At 38.2% G+C, this 19324-nt stretch carries 20 protein-coding genes; 4 read left to right on the top strand and 16 right to left on the bottom strand.

From position 1 onward, the window contains the following. Positions 1–5: 5 nt before the first annotated feature. The 12 genes from cysE to G7061_RS03395 all read right to left on the bottom strand — a co-directional run bounded on the left by cysE (position 6) and on the right by G7061_RS03395 (position 11672). Positions 6–536 carry a serine O-acetyltransferase gene (cysE, locus tag G7061_RS03450; protein WP_159640688.1) on the bottom strand — a complete coding sequence of 177 codons (531 nt, stop codon included), beginning with the start codon at positions 534–536 and terminating at the stop codon, positions 6–8. An 11-nt stretch (positions 537–547) separates the two neighbouring features. Beyond that, the gene (locus tag G7061_RS03445) at positions 548–1204 is read right to left on the bottom strand and encodes a deoxynucleoside kinase (RefSeq protein WP_159640691.1); all 657 of its coding nucleotides are present in this window, start codon (positions 1202–1204) and stop codon (positions 548–550) included. Between the two features lie 69 nt (positions 1205–1273). Beyond that, positions 1274–2200 carry a YafY family protein gene (locus G7061_RS03440; protein ID WP_159640694.1) on the bottom strand — a complete coding sequence of 309 codons (927 nt, stop codon included), beginning with the start codon at positions 2198–2200 and terminating at the stop codon, positions 1274–1276. Further along, positions 2200–2745, bottom strand: coding sequence for a hypothetical protein (locus G7061_RS03435; protein WP_159640697.1), 546 nt, complete (start codon positions 2743–2745; stop codon positions 2200–2202). Before G7061_RS03435 ends, G7061_RS03440 begins: the two co-directional genes overlap by 1 nt. Before the next feature lie 93 nt (positions 2746–2838). Beyond that, positions 2839–3762, bottom strand: coding sequence for a polysaccharide deacetylase family protein (locus G7061_RS03430; RefSeq protein WP_159645771.1), 924 nt, complete (start codon positions 3760–3762; stop codon positions 2839–2841). Between the two features lie 189 nt (positions 3763–3951). Continuing rightward, on the bottom strand, positions 3952–5223 hold the full coding sequence (locus tag G7061_RS03425) for an extracellular solute-binding protein (protein WP_159635404.1): 1272 nt from the start codon (positions 5221–5223) through the stop codon (positions 3952–3954). Positions 5224–5234: 11 nt separating this feature from the next. Continuing rightward, positions 5235–6494, bottom strand: a complete 1260-nt coding sequence (locus tag G7061_RS03420; protein ID WP_166118970.1) for an MBL fold metallo-hydrolase — start codon at positions 6492–6494, stop codon at positions 5235–5237. Beyond that, on the bottom strand, positions 6478–7296 hold the full coding sequence (locus G7061_RS03415; protein ID WP_159640706.1) for a carbohydrate ABC transporter permease: 819 nt from the start codon (positions 7294–7296) through the stop codon (positions 6478–6480). Before G7061_RS03415 ends, G7061_RS03420 begins: the two co-directional genes overlap by 17 nt. Before the next feature lie 2 nt (positions 7297–7298). After that, positions 7299–8183, bottom strand: coding sequence for a carbohydrate ABC transporter permease (locus G7061_RS03410; protein WP_159635412.1), 885 nt, complete (start codon positions 8181–8183; stop codon positions 7299–7301). Further along, positions 8183–9256, bottom strand: a complete 1074-nt coding sequence (locus G7061_RS03405; RefSeq protein ID WP_159640709.1) for an ABC transporter ATP-binding protein — start codon at positions 9254–9256, stop codon at positions 8183–8185. The genes G7061_RS03410 and G7061_RS03405 overlap by 1 nt, the downstream gene beginning before the upstream one ends. Before the next feature lie 362 nt (positions 9257–9618). After that, on the bottom strand, positions 9619–10941 hold the full coding sequence (locus tag G7061_RS03400) for a GHKL domain-containing protein (protein WP_159640712.1): 1323 nt from the start codon (positions 10939–10941) through the stop codon (positions 9619–9621). Further along, complete coding sequence (locus tag G7061_RS03395) at positions 10941–11672, bottom strand: LytTR family DNA-binding domain-containing protein (protein WP_159640715.1); 732 nt, start codon at positions 11670–11672, stop codon at positions 10941–10943. The genes G7061_RS03400 and G7061_RS03395 overlap by 1 nt, the downstream gene beginning before the upstream one ends. Positions 11673–11846: 174 nt before the next feature. Between G7061_RS03395 and G7061_RS03390 the strand changes: the two genes are divergently transcribed. Beyond that, the gene (locus tag G7061_RS03390; RefSeq protein WP_159640718.1) at positions 11847–12161 is read left to right on the top strand and encodes a hypothetical protein; all 315 of its coding nucleotides are present in this window, start codon (positions 11847–11849) and stop codon (positions 12159–12161) included. Here G7061_RS03390 and G7061_RS03385 read toward each other — a convergent pair. Continuing rightward, positions 12151–13200, bottom strand: a complete 1050-nt coding sequence (locus G7061_RS03385; RefSeq protein ID WP_166118963.1) for an FAD-binding oxidoreductase — start codon at positions 13198–13200, stop codon at positions 12151–12153. The two genes, G7061_RS03390 and G7061_RS03385, sit on opposite strands and share 11 nt — an antisense overlap. Positions 13201–13262: 62 nt before the next feature. Here G7061_RS03385 and G7061_RS03380 point away from each other — a divergent pair, with 62 nt between their 5' ends. Further along, on the top strand, positions 13263–15581 hold the full coding sequence (locus G7061_RS03380; RefSeq protein ID WP_166118957.1) for an HAD-IC family P-type ATPase: 2319 nt from the start codon (positions 13263–13265) through the stop codon (positions 15579–15581). A gap of 54 nt (positions 15582–15635) precedes the next feature. Here the strand turns inward: G7061_RS03380 and G7061_RS03375 are convergent, their stop codons facing one another. Together G7061_RS03375 and nagA are read right to left on the bottom strand one after the other, a co-directional pair. Beyond that, entirely contained in the window at positions 15636–16055 is a 420-nt protein-coding gene (locus G7061_RS03375) for a GNAT family N-acetyltransferase (RefSeq protein ID WP_166118952.1), read from the bottom strand. 97 nt (positions 16056–16152) lie between these two features. After that, complete coding sequence (gene nagA / locus G7061_RS03370) at positions 16153–17307, bottom strand: N-acetylglucosamine-6-phosphate deacetylase (protein WP_159640731.1); 1155 nt, start codon at positions 17305–17307, stop codon at positions 16153–16155. 240 nt (positions 17308–17547) lie between these two features. Between nagA and G7061_RS03365 the strand changes: the two genes are divergently transcribed. Beyond that, positions 17548–18270, top strand: a complete 723-nt coding sequence (locus G7061_RS03365) for a glucosamine-6-phosphate deaminase (RefSeq protein ID WP_159635440.1) — start codon at positions 17548–17550, stop codon at positions 18268–18270. A 27-nt stretch (positions 18271–18297) separates the two neighbouring features. Here G7061_RS03365 and G7061_RS03360 read toward each other — a convergent pair whose 3' ends face one another. Next, positions 18298–18624, bottom strand: coding sequence for a zinc ribbon domain-containing protein YjdM (locus G7061_RS03360; RefSeq protein ID WP_159635443.1), 327 nt, complete (start codon positions 18622–18624; stop codon positions 18298–18300). Between the two features lie 70 nt (positions 18625–18694). Between G7061_RS03360 and G7061_RS03355 the strand changes: the two genes are divergently transcribed. After that, positions 18695–19285, top strand: coding sequence for a TetR/AcrR family transcriptional regulator (locus tag G7061_RS03355; protein WP_166118947.1), 591 nt, complete (start codon positions 18695–18697; stop codon positions 19283–19285). Positions 19286–19324: the final 39 nt, after the last annotated feature.

Genomic DNA, 19324 nt, shown 5'->3' with positions numbered 1-19324 from the left:
AACTTTTATATTTTACCACTATCTGAGCATCGACTGCGTATAGTACGTGCAGGAACACCTGCAACAATATCACCGGGAGCAACATTGTGTGTTACGACACTTCCCGCTCCCACCACGGCGTTATCACCAATTGTAATATCACCGATAATTTGAGCAGCGGCTCCTATATGAACACGATTCCCCAAAGTTGGATGTCTCTTCCCTTTTTGACGTGTCTTACCCCCTAAAGTAACACCGTGATGTATCAGGCAGTCATCACCAATTATTGATGTTTCACCAATCACAACACCATTACCATGATCTATCACGAAGCGGCGCCCAATTTGCGCGCCAGGATGAATTTCAATTTGAGTCATAAAACGACCCATTTGAGAAATCAAACGTGCTAAGAAAAAGCAATGATACTTGTAAAGCTGATGCGCAATTCGATAATATCCCATTGCATGATAACCCGGATAAAGTAAAAGCACTTCCGCAATAGTTCGAACGGCTGGATCATGTTTTTTATACGCCTTCGCTGTATCGAGCCACTTCACAACTGGCCCGCTTATAATGTATTAAGTTTTTCTTGAATTTGTGCAAGAACAACTTTTCGATCTTCAGGATTATTTTCAAAATCTAAATTATCAACATTAATTTTAAGAATCGGGGATAAGTCATAGTTATCGAAATAGGCACGATACTCATCGTTGAGTTTCTGCCAGTACTCGCGTTCAACCACCAATTCGTAATCACGGCCTCGTTTTTTAATACGACGCATTGCTTCATCAACGCTAATTTCAAGATAGACCATTAGTTTTGGAACATGCACATGTTCCAACATATTTGCTAGTAATTCCGTGTAGGTCTGGAATTCCTCATCACTCATTTCCTTACTTAGATTTAACATCCTTGCAAAGATTGCATCACCATAAATGCTTCGGTCCATAACCGCTTTGGATACATCCTTAGCTTGTTTGATATGCTCAAATCGTTTATTCAAAAAGAATACTTGCAGGGGAAACGCATAGCGTTCACGATCATAGTAGAATTTATCTAAAATTGGATTATCTACTACGGGTTCTTCAAAAGCTTCATAATCATTTTCTGCAATAATACGCATTAAGGAGCTTTTCCCAACCCCTACAACACCTTCAATAACAATCATGTCATAGACCTCTTTCTTTGATACATAACTCAATATTTCTTTATATGAAAAGTTCATAGTCGTCACCATTTCCAAATTTCATGTACTATAAGTGTAGTCGGTGATTGCGTAAATTGCAAGTGATTGTCAATCATATTTCGCAATGATTTTTTGCGCCTCATCCTGAATCCACATTCTAAGTTCTAGAGGCGCTAACACTTCCAAATTTGCACCACCTTTGCGAATAAAATCCTTTGCTGCGGCTTCATTAGGAAACTCCAATTCCATATGAAAACGATGATCATCCAACCACGTTATCACCTGATTTTTACCCCAAATGTACTCACTTAGAAAATCGAGATTACGAATAATTAATGTCGCTTGGACTGGCTTAATCTTATATCCAAATTCCGTGATGGCCCCCTTGCTATTACTCGGTGCTTCATAACGGAATGTTTCATCTAGCATCGTCAGGGTTTCTATGCGATTAACTTTCAAACTTAGATAACGATTGCGTTCATCATAACCCATCATATACCAGAATTGATTTACAAGAATGAGTTCATACGGTTCAAATGTATACGTGTTTCGATCTTTATGAGTTTTCTTATAACTCAGTTTGAGTCGTTGGTGCGTTTCAATTGCAACCTCAATTAATTCAAGATGCTCTTGATACTGCTTCACATCGACATTTAATTTAACGGATTGGAAGGCCATTGTGTTACTGACATCTTGATAATTGAGTTGCTGCGACAGTTTGGAGACTGCACGCACAAAATCTCCGCCCATAGCAGAGTTATTGTGCTGAATGACCATTGCGAGTGCCTGTTTCAAAATTTTACGTTCTTTCATATCAAATGCAACCGGCGGGATTTGACTTCGACTATGGAGTTGATACCCACCACCTGGACCCATGACAGTTTCGATGACATATCCTGCATCTTCTAATTCTTCCTTTAATCTTTGAACACTACGGGCACTAATTTCTAATGCTTGTGCCAGCTCATCAATTGGCACGATTGCACGTGCGGACAATATATCAAGCATTGCTAATGCATTCGTTAATTTACTCATTAGAGTGACATGCCTTTCACGATATAGCAACGGGTTAGTAAATCTTCAAACTCGCGCTCACTACGACCAATTTGAACTAAACCACCTAGTGTTAACTCTGGTAGCACTTCACTGACTTCGATTAAGCATTGACGGCTTAAGAGCTCACCATGGTTAACAGAGCCTGTAAAAGTTGTCTTCGAATAACTTTGGACAAATTCAATCTCAAAGCGCAGATCTAAATCTCGGCTGATTGTTAGAAGATTTGGCTCACGACTTCCAAAATAATCGTACAAAGTTGCTTGACCTGTGACACATAGACTTAATTCATGGAATGGATGCGATGTAACTGTGTACTCCTGCGCATAGGTAGGATTCATTCGAATTTCATTATAAAAGTCATGAGCATCTTGTTGCGATTCGAATCTGAGTGTTACCATGACTGGTTCATCGTAATTGAGCCCAAAGCGTTCTGTAAATTGGTAGTGTTGGTCACGAATAAACGTTGTAATATCGTGTCCTTTCATTGAATGTACTAAGTTTGCAATTGTTAATCCTTTTGTCATATTGATCACCTCTTGAACCTAGTATATAACTAGTATACGACAATATCTGTCATATATTATTATTTCATTGGAAATTTTGTAAAAAAAACACCTTTATGAAGGTGTTTCTGTTTTCGGAGTGATTAATGATATGAGTTCTTCGGCAGAGTTGCTCGTATAAACCGGCAATCTTCGTACCGTCCACTGCCCATCCTGAGGCCGAGCATTAACATGACCCGCTACAGGTGCAGAAAATGTAAATGCTAAGCGATAGTTATTCTTAATTAATGCATCGATGACCGACGCATTAAACGATCCGAATGGATATGCAAAGTATTGGTGTGGTTTTAGCGCATACTGATTTGCGAGTTCAAAATCTTTCATTAAATCATCATCATTCATAACAGTAATTCGGGCGTAACCCCCTTGATTCAATTGAACAATACGGTGAAAATCAAAGGAATGATTACCATGTTCAAACGTATCAAGGCTTGCTTCCATATCTTCCAAACTAATAAATGCACTTTCGCCTGTTTTAACCCACGATCCAATGTTGAACGAAACGGCGGTATAATTATATTTTTTTAGAACTGGTCCAGCGTATGTGATGACATCTTTCATGCCATCATCAAATGTAATCAGTACCGATTTAGGATTAATAGGTTGACCATTCACATACCATTCATAAAATTGATCCAACGTTACGGATACATAACCAGCATCATGGAGTGCTTTCATATGTGAATCAAACTGTACATCATCAATCCAAAGTTCAGAATTGCTATAACGACCTGCCTTTGTCTCAACGCTTGTGACGCCATGATACGCCAAAACAGGAATCCCATCTTGATTAATTTGCTTCAATAGCGCGTCTTTCGTTGCCTTTTCTTCAATTTCTAATTGTAAGCTTGTATAGGCTGTATCCTTGCGCTCAAATGCATGGGATACCGCATAATAACTTGTCATCAATAAAACCATTGCTAAAATTACACTAACTGCTATCTTCACTTGAAAACGCAGTTGACGCTTCTTGTTCATTGTCCCCCACCTCACATCATTTATTAATCTCATTATACGCAACTTTATACTAACTTAACAAACAATCGTCTCAAAAATTTGTTTTCGCTGTTGCCAAAAAATAAGGTCTTCATGTCTTTTGGCAACTTCGTTAAATTTATCGATTCTTTCACACAAAAAAACCAAACCGAAGTTTGGTTTTAAATTAAATTATTGATTCCACTCAGCTTCAACTTTGACTTTGTAATCGTTTAAGATTGCTTGAGCGTCTGATGAAGGGTCTGAAAGGATAAGTTCCATCATTTCACGTGTTTTGTTATATGCTGGATCTGAGTTTTCAATAACTGGAATTGCGAAGAGGTCTTTCGTTGCGTCTGATAAAATCTTAGCAATTAATGAACCTGAGTTTTTGTAATCATCTGATGCTTGTACTTTTGCGCTTACAGGCATGTATCCTGTTTTTGTAGCCCAGTGTAATTGTGCTTCAGGTGAAACTAAGTATGACATGTATAAGAATGCTGCTGTTTGTTGTTCAGGTGTTGCACTGTTGAACATGTAGATGTCTGTACCTTGTTGGATGTTTTTAACATCTGGACGCACAGCTGCTCCATATTCGTAACGACCGTCGACAGCTTTCTTAACGTGTGATTCTCCAGCCATTGAACCTACGTTCATAGCAAGTAGTCCTGCTCCGAATGGTGTTGATAGGTATTCCCCTTTGTCAGCGATTCGGAAGTATCCTTCTTTAACACCGTCTTGGTAGAATTTCGCAACTTTCAAGCTTTCTGGGCCTGCGATATCTAAGTCTTTTGTAAATTCTTTACCTTCGTTAGCCATACCGATTGCATAGTAGTTATTGAGTGAGTCAAAACCTGCACCGATAACTTGTCCATTTGATTTTTCGAAAATTTCTTTAGATGCTGATGCGAGTTCTTCCATTGTTGTAGGAACTTGAACACCATATTGGTCTAATAGTGTTTTGTTATAGTAAAGGACTTCAGTTGATTTGTTGAATGGGATTCCATATTGAACACCATCAATTTTAGCACCGTTCATTAATACTGGTAAGATATCAGCTTTGTCTTTTAATCCGATTGTTTCGTGATTGATAAATGGATCTAAGTCTACAAGAACTTTATCCTGTGTTGCTGCATTCCATAACCAGTTAGGGTATGCTTGTGTAATTGTTGGTAAATCTTTTGGTGATGCGATTGTTTGGTTAATTTTTGATTGTAAATCTGGGTATTTTGATTGGTTTTGTAATGTAACTTTGATATTTGGGTTTGCTGCCATAAAATCTTCAGTGATTTTAACAAGCGCATCTTGTTGTCCACCATTCATAGCGTGCCAGAATGTAATTTCTGTACCTGCAGGAACCTCGGTAACGATATCTGTGTTACCTTTGCTTCCCGAGCCACTTGAACATCCAACTAATACTAATACTGCAAGTAATACTACGAAATACTTTTTGATATTTTTCATATATGTCTCCTTCAAATAGTTTCTCCTCGTGTAGGCAAATGTCTCAAACCATGTTTGTTTTCCAGTCTTTCTGGACGTAATGTATGGATTGGGACTAATAATTTAGGGGCAATTCGATCAACAATTTCCTCTAAGTCTTCGGGGAATGCATGTCCTGAACATGCCAATCTCTCAAATACTATATCGTTCGCTGCCAACGCATCTAAGAATGGTTGGTAAGCTGGATCGAAATCTCCTAACGGTGCTGCATCGCTATGAATATAGACACCACCTCCTTTAAGATCAGCGTGATCCGCAACAACTTGCCATAGATACTCCCCTGAATCCGCAAGAAGCATGTCATAATCCACACGCAAATCGGGATTTAAACCGAACGTCTCAGTTCGTACATAATAGGGTGTTTCTATATTCAAGCATTGTTTTAAGATATGAGCATACGATGCTTCCAGAACAACAGGTCGGGGACTTTGTTCAACAATTGCGGCAAGACGTTTTACGTTTGCAGGGTATGTGTTGAATGTCACTTGATTCCCGTCGTTGTCTTTAACGACTTGTACCAAGCGATCAAGAAGCTCTTGTTCGCTATTAATTCTGTTTACATGTCTTTCATCATCAAAGCTGATTGAAACACCTTCGATAATTAAGACGTCATATCCGTGAGCACGTTGTGCATAATCTAGAGAGGCTTCTCTATCAAAACCATGAAGTCTTAAGTCTCCTGTATAGGCGATTGTTAAGTCTGGTGTGCGAATGAGTAATCCACAGGCACCATAAGCGTCATGGTCAACGCGGCGAAGTTCAACTTCAATAGCACCGATATTTAAGACTGTACCGTCCGCAAGACCTGTGATCTCGCGTGTATATGTCGTGTCAACTCCTGGTAAGAGGAAGTCGTTCGTACTATTCAAGCTTTCGAGTAAAATCTTTGTTTCATTTAAAGCATACAGTGGAATCTTTGGATCCAAATAATTAATCATTCGAGAATGATCCAAATGACAATGGCTTAAGAATACCGCTGTATTGTCAAATGTATTGGGTTCAGTTTCTTCATAACCCAAACGTGGATCATAAACATGATTCAAGTCAGGAATGAGACGATGTTTTAACAATGTATGGATGGATTCGTCTTTGAGGTTTAATTCAGGAACGAATTCAGTCCCAAAATCAAAATAGATACGATCATTGCCATATGCAACTTCAATCACTGTACCTCCAATGGTTAAAATACCACTGTGGAACGTAATAGTTGTTTTTTTATCCTTTAATTCCATTTTTTGCAACCCCGCGAATAATTTCTTTTCTAAAAATGAAGTAAACAATCAAAATTGGAATAATTGTGAGTGTAGCAGCTGCCATTTGTAAATGGACATCACTACCACTTTCTGTCGTAAAGGCAGAAAGACCATTGTTAAGAAGACGCATATTCGAGTCGTTTGTAACCAGCAATGGCCATAGGAATGAGTTCCAGCCCGAGATAAAGCTTAGAATTCCTACAGTTACCAACGCAGGTTTTGCAAGAGGAATCATAATTTTCCAAATAAACTCAAGGTCTCCACAGCCATCAATTTTAGCTGCTTTGTAGTATGAGCTTGGAATTCCTTTAAGATATCCTTGTAAATAATAGATGTAGAAGACACTTGCAAGTGATGGAATGATCAACGCACTATATGTGTTAAGTAATCCCAATTGTGCAATTGTTTGATAGTTTGTAAAGACAATTGATTCGTAAGGTACCATGAGTAATGAAATCATGACAATTAATACGAGATTTTTGTGTTTGAATTCCAGTTTTACCAATGCAAAGCCAGCTAAGACTGACGTTACAAGAATTCCAAATGTAGTTGTTAATGAAACAAACACAGTATTGAAGAAGTAACGTAAGAATGGCGCATGCTCGAACACTAACCTAAAGTTAATGAATTGTGGTGATGACGGGAAAAATGTAGGCGGAATACTTGTTGCCTCTTGATAGGTCATAACACTTGCTAGAAGCATGTATATGAATGGGAACAATGTAATTAACGCCATAAATATAATGAATACTACTGATATTACCTGAACTACTTTTTTCATAATTAACGTTCCACCCTTTTCACGATCTTATTCTGCAACGCAGTAAATAAGAGAATGAGTGCAAAGAGAATCATCGTTGCAGCCATAGCAATCCCTGGTCGTCCAGCGACGTGGAATTTATCATAAATATAGAATACGGCGGTCTGAGCACTGTTGGCAACACCAGCAGTTCCTCCGAAAAGCGCGTAGACTTGCGAGTAAATTTTAAATGCTCCGATAAAGTTTACGGTAAGTAAGAATGTAATCGTTGGGATTAATTGCGGCATGGTAATACGTGCAAATTTTTCCCAGTTCGATGCACCAAACATATCGGCTACTTTGTAGTATTCTTCGCTAATATTTCTAAATCCTGCTAGCAAGATAATAATATTAAACGCGAGTCCTGTCCAAACACCAAAGATAATAAGCGTTGGAACCGACATATTTACACTGTTAAGCCAGTTAATGGGTGCGATACCAACCCATCCCAAGACATGATTAACAATTCCATAATTACCATTGAAAAGGTAACGGAAGACAATCCCAATAGCTATGGTACTGGTTACGTAAGGAATAAAGAAGATTGTTTCAAAGAATCCTTTATTCTTGATTTTTTCAAAGATTAACCATGAAATGAGTAATGAGATTACCAAACAAATTGGAACCACAAAGAACGCATAAATTGCAGTGTTCTTCATCGCTGTATGAAATACTGGATCTTTTAAGACTGTGACATAGTTATCTATGCCCGTGAAGCGTGGATTAAGGAGTGTTCCTTTTTGAAACGACATCCATAAGGATTTAAACATCGGATAGATATTGAACACGCCAATAATAGCTAACGCAGGAAAAAGAAATAGCCACGCTTTGGGTTGATTCTCTGCGCTATATTTTTTGAATCCCTTCATTAGTAAACTCGCTCTCCACTCTCTTTGAATACGAATACACGTGGGTAGTTGAAGTCACATGAGATTGCATCACCTTCAAGAACTTGCTCATCAATACTTACGATTGATTTTCCGTGAATACCGCCCATATCAAAGTTTAGGATGCGTTCACGACCAATGAGTTCCACAGTTTCGACATTCGCACTAAAGATTGGATTGTCGTTTGTTAGGGTAACGTCTTCAGGACGTACACCTAAGAGGTATTTGCCATCAGTCATTGTTTCTTTAAAGCGATCTGCCACAAAGTTTGCTTGGGCAAATTCGAAATTTTCACCGATAACTTTTCCATCTTTAACTTCAATTGGTAAAATATTGATTACTGGATTACCAATGAATTTTGCAACGAAAAGGTTATTTGGTTCTAGGTATAGATTTTGTGGATCGTCATGTTGTTGGATAACACCTTCGTCCATGAGTACGATTTTATCACTAATGGATAAAGCTTCTTCTTGGTCATGGGTAACAAAGATAGTTGTGATTCCAACTTCTTTAACAAGACGACGGATTTCTTCACGAATACGTAAACGTAAACGTGCGTCTAAGTTTGAGAGCGGTTCGTCCAATAATAAAATACTTGGATTTTGTACTAACGCACGGGTAATCGCAACACGTTGTTGTTGTCCCCCTGACATCGTTCCAGGTTTTTTATTTTCAAGTTCTTCAATGCTTGTAAGTTTCATAAACTTGCGAGCGATTGCTTCTGCTTCTTCTTTAGGCATTTTCTTCTCACCAACACGTAGTGGGAACATAACGTTTTCTAAAACTGTCATATGTGGATACAATGCATAGTTTTGGAAAACAAATCCGATATCACGATCTTTAGGGTGTTTATCGACCATTGTCACACCTTCATTTAAGATATCGCCTTCAGTTGGATCTAAAAGACCAGCTATTAAGTTTAGGATTGTAGTTTTACCACAACCTGAAGGTCCGAGCAAACAAATGAGATCTCCGTTCTCAATTGTGAAATTAACTTTCTTAAGTGCTTCAAACCCATTATCAAACACTTTTCTCAAGTCCTTGACTTCAATCATTCCATTTCCTCCTAAGTTGAAAGCTTGTGCTTCCATTTATTACTCTAAACTATTTACTCATTTTTATAGGGTTATAAAAATGTCTATAACTTAAAAGTCTACTCAACATTATAACAAGACACGTTCCATGTTGTGTAAATTTTCGTTAATATTCATGGTTTTCGATCGATTTCTTGCGAAATTTCCGTAAATCCCATGAACACTTCATTTTACCATCAATATATGCACCTTGTGTTAAGTTGTCGTAAATATTTCTGTAACAATTTAAGTATAGCATAAAAGAGCGTAAAATCTAACGCTTGCAACGCTTGAAATTGAAAAAAGCACACGATAATCATGTGCGCCTTTTTTATGTTAGTTTTTTATGCTTTTCGTGGGAAGTGCAAACGTACTTTAAAGACATCTTCTTCAGGTAGCCACGAGACCATCCCACCCTGGTTTTGCATCACTTCTTCGACAATTTTGGTTCCGATCCCGTGAAATTGCGTTTCTTCTGTTTTTGTTGTTTCGAGATTGTCTTTGACGGTGCCTGAGAAACTGTTCGCAACTTCAATATCGAGCCAATAATCGCGCAAATTACTGCGTATTTTAATGAAACGCTGTTCGTGGTCTAGGTTGAGATTCGCTTCATAGGCATTTTCTAGGACATTGTTGAAGATGCGGGCTAAATCCAAATCATCAATGATGACATTAGGATCCCAGTAAACTTTAGCTTCAAATTGAATCATCGCTTCTGCACAATAGTTTGCATATGCTTGTAAGATTGCATCAATAAATACATTGTTTGAGTATTCAACGTGAGCATCGACGCCCTTAGCCATCTGAACACCCATGTCATCCAATAGTTTGACCGCTTTTTCAGTTTCATTGTTTCGAAGCAGCATATTAACTGTGGAAAGGACTTTTTTATAGTCATGGCGGAACTTTCTAAACGTCTCCGTATACTTTTGATACGATTTATAATGACTTACTTGCGTATTAAGTTGTTGTTGAAGTACTGCTGTTTGTTTCTCATACTCTAGCATTTCCGAAATACGAACCGAGTGATTCAATGTCAACCGTGCCATCCAGACGACCATCATTGATCCTACACAATACGCCAGTGTATTCCAGCTTTCTTTTGCAGAAAAGCGTGTTCCATATGTAATAAACATAAGGTAAGATGCCAGCGAAAATTTAACGATAGTCACAAAGTTCAGTTGTGTGTGATTGTTGATTAGTTGGCGCATTCGTTTTCCACTACGATAATATTTCGACTCAAACAACAGTAACGTAATCGACATGACTGTTGAGATTAAAAATACGAGTAGATAGAAGTTGTCAGAGGCATTGATTCGATAGAGCGGAACTTGTGTAACTATTGATAAAACAGTTACTGCAAATGCCCGCATGGTAAAAAGATAAAATACGTGACTGACTGTCGCAAAGGATACCACATAAATCGGAAGGTCAACTGTAAAATAGAACGTTAACCACATCACCGCCAGGATCAGCCAAAAGGTTTCAAACATTTCCAATCCGTAGCTATGCGAGAAAATAAAAATAATTGATTGTGTCACCATCGAAATAGCTAAAAAAACATATGCATGTTTACGAAATTTACCATATTGACTGATGTCAGCTACCGACATATAGATATAGCAATAGAGTGCAATCGTAAACAATCCCAAGATTGTCAAATACATTATGCGTCCCAACTATCTGAAACGAACGCGTTGAAGGCGTCCTTAACGCTAACTTGATATGCTTTTCCGAGCGGCAATTCTTCCTCATTTGAGAGGCGAATTGTTTGGTTCTTAAACATTACAATATGTTTGAGATTTACAAGATAGGATCGATGAACCCGAACGAAGCCTTTTCCAGCTAATTTTTCGGTCAAAGAATCCATTGTTTCATAAAAGTCAAACGTTTCATTGGTATTGTAATGAACCCGCATGACACGACGGTAAATTTCAAAATGAGAAATATCTTTAAGTGCAATTCGGCGTGACTCAGATCCAAAGGAACAATCAAAAAAATCCGTAGCTTTCTTCTCAACTAAACTAATCGCGTTGTTGAATACTTCCTCAAATCGAGCATCACTCGTATCTTGTTTTACAAGATAATTAAAAGAACGCACATCAAACGCATCGAATACAAACTCAGACGATGTCGTTAAGAAGATAATTTGCGCATCAACATTGCGTTCGCGAATTCGCTTCGCAGTTTCTATACCGTTTAAGGCATCCATGTAAATATCGAGCAAGATAATATCCGGAGCATCGGTAAAACCATCCAGATGAAAAAGCAAATCTTCTCCACGGTGAAAAGTCTCTAGCTTGAGTTCAAGCATGCGTGCTTTACTGTAGCGTTTAATAAGTGCGCTATATGATTCGATAATTTCGATATCATCATCGCATAAATAGACTGTTATCATAATCCCACCTCATTTTGTTTATTATACCACGAGTTTTTACTCACAGGTACTGACAACACTCTTCTTTAAGTAAATATATTTGACATAAATTTCATCATAAATTCAAGCTGTTGTAACGGAATTTTCGACATTGCGTGATATCGTTAGACTACGTTCAGTATTTAAGGAGGACTTATGAAAAAATTATCTGTTATTTTACTCGCTTTTTTTCTTGTAAGTTGTTCGATCAATACGATCGCCCAAGATCTTCCTTCAAACCAAGAACACTTCATTGAAAACTATGCACGCCAAAAATTTTATGAATATGGTTGTAATCCGCCAGAGTATTCGAAATGGACAATTATGAAACAACAATCTACATGGGATGTAAGTTTCGATGATGCATTTTCAGGCGCACGCCAAACCATTCGCTTTGTTTGGGATGGTGAATCGGAATATGCCGAAACGACATTTGTTCAAATCGATAACCAGATTCGCTTTACACGATAGATTTAATATATTTTGTAGGACTCATTTCACTAAAATCAAATGCCGAACCCAAAATATCAGATGCTATACGATATCCAATAATCGGTCCGGTTGTCAGCCCCGATGAACCAAGTCCACTTGCTACATATACTTTTTTAGTAGTATCAATGGGGCCATAGAATGGTGCAAAGTCTGAAGTATATGCACGGGTTCCAATTCGAAAACCGGTTATATCCGCACTGGTAATCTTTGGGATATACATTTGAGCATCATGAATCAGACGCGCTTCAACATTGAGATCACGATGCGTATCAAAACCGGCTTCATTGTCATGTGATGCACCAATCACCAGCATTGTTTGGTCAAACAAGATATCAATTTCACCTTGTGGCATGATGACTGGATATGCCTTATCAATATCAAAGGCATTTTGGAGTGTTACAAGCTGTCCTTTTTGTGGTTTTACATCAAATATGTATTTTTTTTGCGCGTCGTTTATCCACGGTCCAGCAGCAACAATGATATGGTCAAATCGACCACATGTTTCAAGACGTTCAACAGTCGTCTGTTCTTTAATAACAGGTATGTTTTGATCCTTCTGAAGAATTTCGATAAGACGAGCACCGTCGATTTGCGCACCACCTTCAATCAACAATGCATCCTCAAGCGTCACATAGTCTGGAATATAGTCTGCGAGAGCTGGTTTCTGCAATCGTTGGACATTGCCCATCGCTGGTGTTGTTTTAGCCCGCTCAAACGCAAGCTCACTCAATGCGTCCAAACGAGTCGTATGTGCAATCAATGTGCCTGTTTGTCGATAAAATGATGGATCTGACACATCACGAACAAGCGTCTTATAAAATGCCGCACCATCAGATGCTAAAGCATACCATGCTTGATGACGGCGCTGGCTCACCCATGGACAAATTATCCCCACGGCTGCTCGTGTCCCTTGTGCATAATCAGCATCATATACAACGACATCCATGCCGTTTTTCTTTAAATAGTAGGCGGCAGTCATACCGACAATACCCCCACCAATAATTGCAATTTGTTTCATGTTATCACCCAGTGTTATTATAGTAAGTATTAAGGAACATTCCAAGTATCTAAGGAGCACCTATGACGAAATTAAAAGGACTATCAAACGAAGCCGTTCAAATGCGCATTCAGAATCACCAAGTCAATACACAACCTAAACCTGAACTGAAGACAAACAAAGATATTATCATAGGGAACATTTTCACCCTTTTCAATTTATTTAATATTGTAATCGCTATTGCATTGATAGCTGTCGGCGCTTATACCAGTATTTTCTTCATGGGCGTTATCGTCTCTAATTCTTCTATGTTCATTATCCAAGAAATACGAGCTCGAAATCTTGTTCAAAACCTTAACATCTTGGTAGCACCGCATGTCAAAGTTTTACGAGATGGTGTAATTCAAACAATTACGCCTGACGAAATTGTTTTGGATGATATCGTTTACTATGAACCCGGCAATCAAATTGCTGCAGACAGCGTCGTCTTAGAAGGTTCTGTGGAAGCCAATGAATCTCTTTTAACTGGTGAAGTCGACCCTATCGATAAATACACCGACGATACACTTTTATCCGGATCTTTCATTGTTAGCGGAACTTGCTATGCTCAGGTTGTCCATGTTGGAAGTGACAACTATGCAACCAAAGTAACGCAACAAGTGTCTACGCAACGTCGCATCGCTAGCGATCTTTTAAACACCTTTACAAGCGTCACAAAACTTACTAGTTTCTTTATCATTCCCATCGGTGCACTTTTATTCATTCAAGGATTTGTCTTCCGACACGAGTCGTTATATCAAGTTGTTGTAAATACTGCATCGGCACTCCTTGGTATGCTTCCTCAAGGTTTAGTCTTATTAACAACCGTTACCTTGATGACAGCAGTTCTTAAACTCGGAAAGTCCAAAACATTAGTTCAAGATTTGTATGCAATTGAAGCGCTATCTCAAATTGACGTCTTGTGTGTCGATAAAACTGGAACCCTCACCAAAGGTGAAATGCAAGTCATTGATACATTAAATCTTGATGTTAAGTTTCAGTTTCTCATGAACCATTATGTCAACTACACTCATGATAATAATGCGACCATGCTAGCCATCAAACATTATTTTGAACCTGTTGAAACGATGCAATGTATTGATACAATTCCATTTGCTTCAGCACGCAAGTGGGCCTCGATGACGTTTGACAATCAGGAAACCCTCTTCATCGGTGCACCAGAAATATTAATGCCAAACCTAGCTTTACCCGACGTCATTCTAAATCACCGTAAACTGGGGGCACGCATTATTCTTGCAGCATCTAGCTATGAGGCACCAACCGACAAAACGCTCCCTCAATCGTTACATGCACTGGGATGGATTGTAATTGAAGACCCACTCCGGGAGGACGCACATCAAGCTATTGATTTTTTTGTAAACAATGGCGTCAATATTAAGGTAATATCCGGCGATAACATCGACACCGTTCTTGCTATCGCACAAAAAGCGGGTGTTAATACAATCCAAGGTGCTGTCGATGCATCAACTTTGACAACACCAGAGGCGTTGCACGAAGCAATATTCAAATATAATGTCATTGGACGGGCAACACCAACTCAAAAACTTGAGTTTGTAAAGATTTTACAAGAGGGGAAAAACCGTGTTGCGATGACAGGTGATGGTCTAAATGATGTACTTGCACTAAAGCAAGCAGACGTATCGATTGCTTTAGGTGAAGGTAGCGACGCAGCTCTAAACATTAGTCAAATCGTTATAATCGATGGCATGTTGTCCACCTTGGTGGACGTTGTTCGAGAAGGACGACAAACCATCAATAACATTACGCGATCTGCATCCCTTTTTTACTTACGCACAATCTTAACCATTAGTGTTGCGATTCTTGCAATCCTCATCAATGTCCGTTTCCCTTTCATTCCGTTCCAAGTAACCCTTACCAATATATTTGTGGGCGGACTCCCTTCCTTGCTGATCATGTTCGAATTACACGATTATAAGCCAAAATATACGGTCTTAGAACATGTCGTGCTCTATGCACTTCCCAGCGCCCTTGGGATAGTCACTATGTGGTTTATTCTTGTTCTCTTTAACAAACCTTTAGGACTGGACCTTAAAGCCATCCAATCCATCATTTTCTTTGTAAATGGAATTCTCTCGATTCACCTTATTTATCGGATTTTGACACCCTTGAATCGTTTCAGAGCATTCATTCTTGCCCTGGACATTGCAGGTTTTTTAATAACGAGCATCGTAATGCATCCCTTATTAGAACTCGTGTCATTTACACAACATCATCTTATTATTTTGGTTGTTGTCGTGCTTATTAGTATTCCCATCGTGAAACTCTACGCTCGCATCAGCAAGTTCTTCGTAACACGACACCGACTTCACCAAAGTGCATAAAAAGGGTTAGCCTGCGGCTAACCCTTTTCTTTTTATGATCAATCTTCTAAAGTCTTAGTAGGATAATTCTTTGACAAAGAAATGATCTGTTCCTGTCAATGGATAATCTTGCTTTACATAGACTTCTTTAAATCCAAATTTCGGATAAAAATCTTTACCCTGGAAACCAAATGTATTCAGAAAGAGATAACGGCACCGATGCTCGATTGCCATGCTTTCAACTTTCTCTAACAATGCTTTACCCAGTCCTTGTCCTCGTAAATTTTCGTGAATTACTAAGTATTCGATATCTACCCAATTGCCAAATATTTCGCCTGAAATGCCTCCAAGAATATTCTCATCTTCATCTCTAATATAGATAGCAAATTTAGAATGTTCTAAAGTTTCAAAGTTTTGTCGATTGTATTTCCTCAGAAGATCTCTAAGTTTAATAATATCTGTCTCTTCTGGAGTGAGTGTTTTTTCAAATTTCATCAAGTATCTCCCAATTTTGGATGCTTCACAATTATCCCAATTTGAAATTAAAAAGTTAACCGAACGGCTAACTTTTTAATTATAGTCTGATTGGAGGCTATTTTTGGTATCCTACAACTCCACGGCAAATTGTTGTTTCAACATTAATGTCGTTATCAACTATAACAATATCAGCATCTTTACCGATTGCGATACTTCCTTTACGTCCAAAGATTTCAAGGTGTTTTGCGGCATTTTCCGAAGAAATTTTCACCAAGTCACGCATACTTGCACCGGTAAAGTGTTTAAAGTTACGAACAACGAAGTCCATTTCAGCAACTGAACCTGCGAGCGATCCTGTAGCGATACGGCATTCTTTTCCAACTTTAATAACTTCTTGACCACCAAGATCATACTTACCATCTGGAAGTCCCTTAGCACGCATCGCATCCGTAATTGCAATAACATTGTCTACACCTTTAATTTCATATGTTGCCTTAACAACATCTGGATGTAAGTGAATACCATCCACAATTAATTCTGCTTTTAATTCTGGTCGTAAGAATCCAGCAGTAACTGCTCCTGGTTCACGGTGATGGTGTGGTTTCATCGCATTGTGGAAGTGTGTTAAGTTTGAAAGTCCATTAGGAATTTCATCAATTATTTGTTGATAATTTGAATCTGTATGTCCAGCTGAAGGAACAACCCCTTTTGAACGTAGGTAATCTGTAAAACCTGGCGCTGCTTCTTCAGGTGCATAGGTAATTAACTTGATGCGTCCTTTTGCGACATTCCAGAATGTATCAAAATACTCTGTCGTTGGTTTTAAAACAAAGGCAGGGTTTTGTGCCCCAACATGTTTTTTCGAAATAAAGGGTCCTTCGAGGTGAATCCCTACGATTTCAGCTTGTCCTGGTTTGTTGGTATCATCCATAAACTCTACAATTGCACCCAATGCTGTCGATACAGCTTCAATTGATTGCGTCATTGTTGTAGCAAGATATGACGTTGTTCCTTCTTTTGGAAGGAATGTTGCGATATTTAGTAAACCTGCTTGATCAGCGTCCATATGGTCAGCACCATTTGCACCATGAATGTGTTGGTCAATAAATCCTGGCAAGACATTGAGTCCCTTCGCATCGATGACATCACCGTCTAATTTCGGTGCATTTTCCATCATACCAAGTTCGACGATACGGTCCTCTTCAGTACGAATAAAACCGTTCTCGATAACACGGTCTTCTAAATAAATTTTCCCATTAATGATTAACATAAATTGCCTCCTTATGTATACATGTATAATTATAGCACTTTTTTTATCACGCGTTCGTATAAACACAGGCACATTCTAGGGATATTCTTATGTTTTTCAACAATTTAGAGTATCTTAAATATTTTTTTCATACATTCAAATTTAATTAAAAAAGACTATCCGATGTTTCCGAGAAAACAAGTTTGATTTTAATGTGGAGTAGTCTATAATAATACTGAATGAAAGTGAGAGGGAATTACAATGAAATTATTTGTTGTTAAAGATAACCAAGAAGGAGCAGAACTTGGTTACAACATCATTCGTGAAGCGTTAGTTAGCGGAAACTTAAACGTCTTTGGATTGGCTACTGGAAGTACACCAATTTCTTTATACGATCGCATTACTGCAAGTGACTTAGATTTCACAAATGTGGTATCCATTAACTTGGATGAATACATCGGTATTGGTGCTGATCATATCCAAAGCTATAACTACTTCATGAATAAACATTTATTTGGTAAAAAGCCATTTAAAGCTAATTATTTGCCAAATGGCTTGGAAGAAGATGCAGCTAAAGAATGCGCACGTTACGACCAAATCATCGCTGAAAATCCAATTGATATCCAAATCTTAGGAATTGGCGAAAATGGTCATATCGGTTTCAATGAGCCAGGAGCATCATTTGATTCATTGACAGAAAAAGTTGCATTAACTGAAAGTACAATTATTGCAAATTCACGTATGTTTGATTCAATTGACGAAGTACCTAAATTTGCATACTCAATGGGTATCAAATCCATCATGACTGCAAAAACAATTATCTTGTTTGCATATGGTGAAAAGAAAGCTGATGCTATCTATAAAATGATGGAAGAAGCACCAACAGAAGCGCTTCCAGCAAGTGCTTTACAAAATCATGATAACGTAATCGTCATCGTTGATGAACAAGCAGCTTCAAAACTTGACGTTACAAAACATCAATAAAAAAAAGTTCCGCAAGGAACCTTTTTTTTATGCTTTCTTTACAAATTCAGATTTGAGACTCATCGCACCAAAACCTTCGATTCGGCAATCAATATTATGGTCACCTTCTACAAGCTTGATGTTTTTCACTTTTGTCCCTTGTTTTAAAGGAGCAGACGCGCCTTTAACTTTTAAATCTTTGATGATTATTATTGAATCACCGTCATTAAGAATGGATCCATGAGCATCACGGATAACATCTTCAGCCACTGCTTCATTCTCAGACCACTCGTGAGCACACATTGGGCAAACAAACATGCCACGATCCTCATACGTATAGTTTTCATTACACTGTGGGCAACTTGGATATGTCATTGATAATCTCCTTTACGCTTTAAGTATACAGTAACCGTTTTATTTGACAAGTTTTCGAATGAGTTCTATAATGAACAAAGTTCAGGATGGTGATTTTATGAAGAAAAGTACAATTAGTAAACAAGCCCTTATCGATGTCGCGCGTCACATTGTTTTTACCGATGGTTTGGATGCATTAAGTATCCGTCGCGTTGCTAAAGACGCTGATGTTTCAGTTGGTTCTGTTTACAATTACTTTGAATCTAAAAATGATCTAACGATCGAAGTTATCAATGAATTTTGGGATAAGGTTATGATTGGTGATCTCAAAAACATTAGTGCACATGATCGTTATACGACGATGCTTAAAGAATCGTTCAAGAAAGCTTCTTATCATGCCCGTATCTACCATTCTATTTTCATCGGCTATTATCGTACGATTTCTGAAGACGATCGAAAACGTACGATTGAAACACACCACCGTAACCTGAAAGCAATCGAAGATGTATTCAAGCAATCTCTCGATTCTGATGCATACCAAAATCCAGCAATTTGGAATGAGAACTTTACTAAAGAAAAGTTTAATGCTTTTGTCGTTCGTAATTTCTTAGAATCCCTGCGTCATGGTGACGAAGATATTGACTTCTTAATTGAACTTATAAGCCACACTCTTTACAAATAACCTGAATGGTTCATCTTACAATAGTGTAAGCAAGTTGTA

Source organism: Erysipelothrix sp. HDW6B (genome assembly GCF_011301115.1).
Lineage (GTDB): Bacteria > Bacillota_I > Bacilli_A > Erysipelotrichales > Erysipelotrichaceae > Erysipelothrix > Erysipelothrix anatis.
This window is presented reverse-complemented; position numbering and strand designations above follow the sequence as displayed.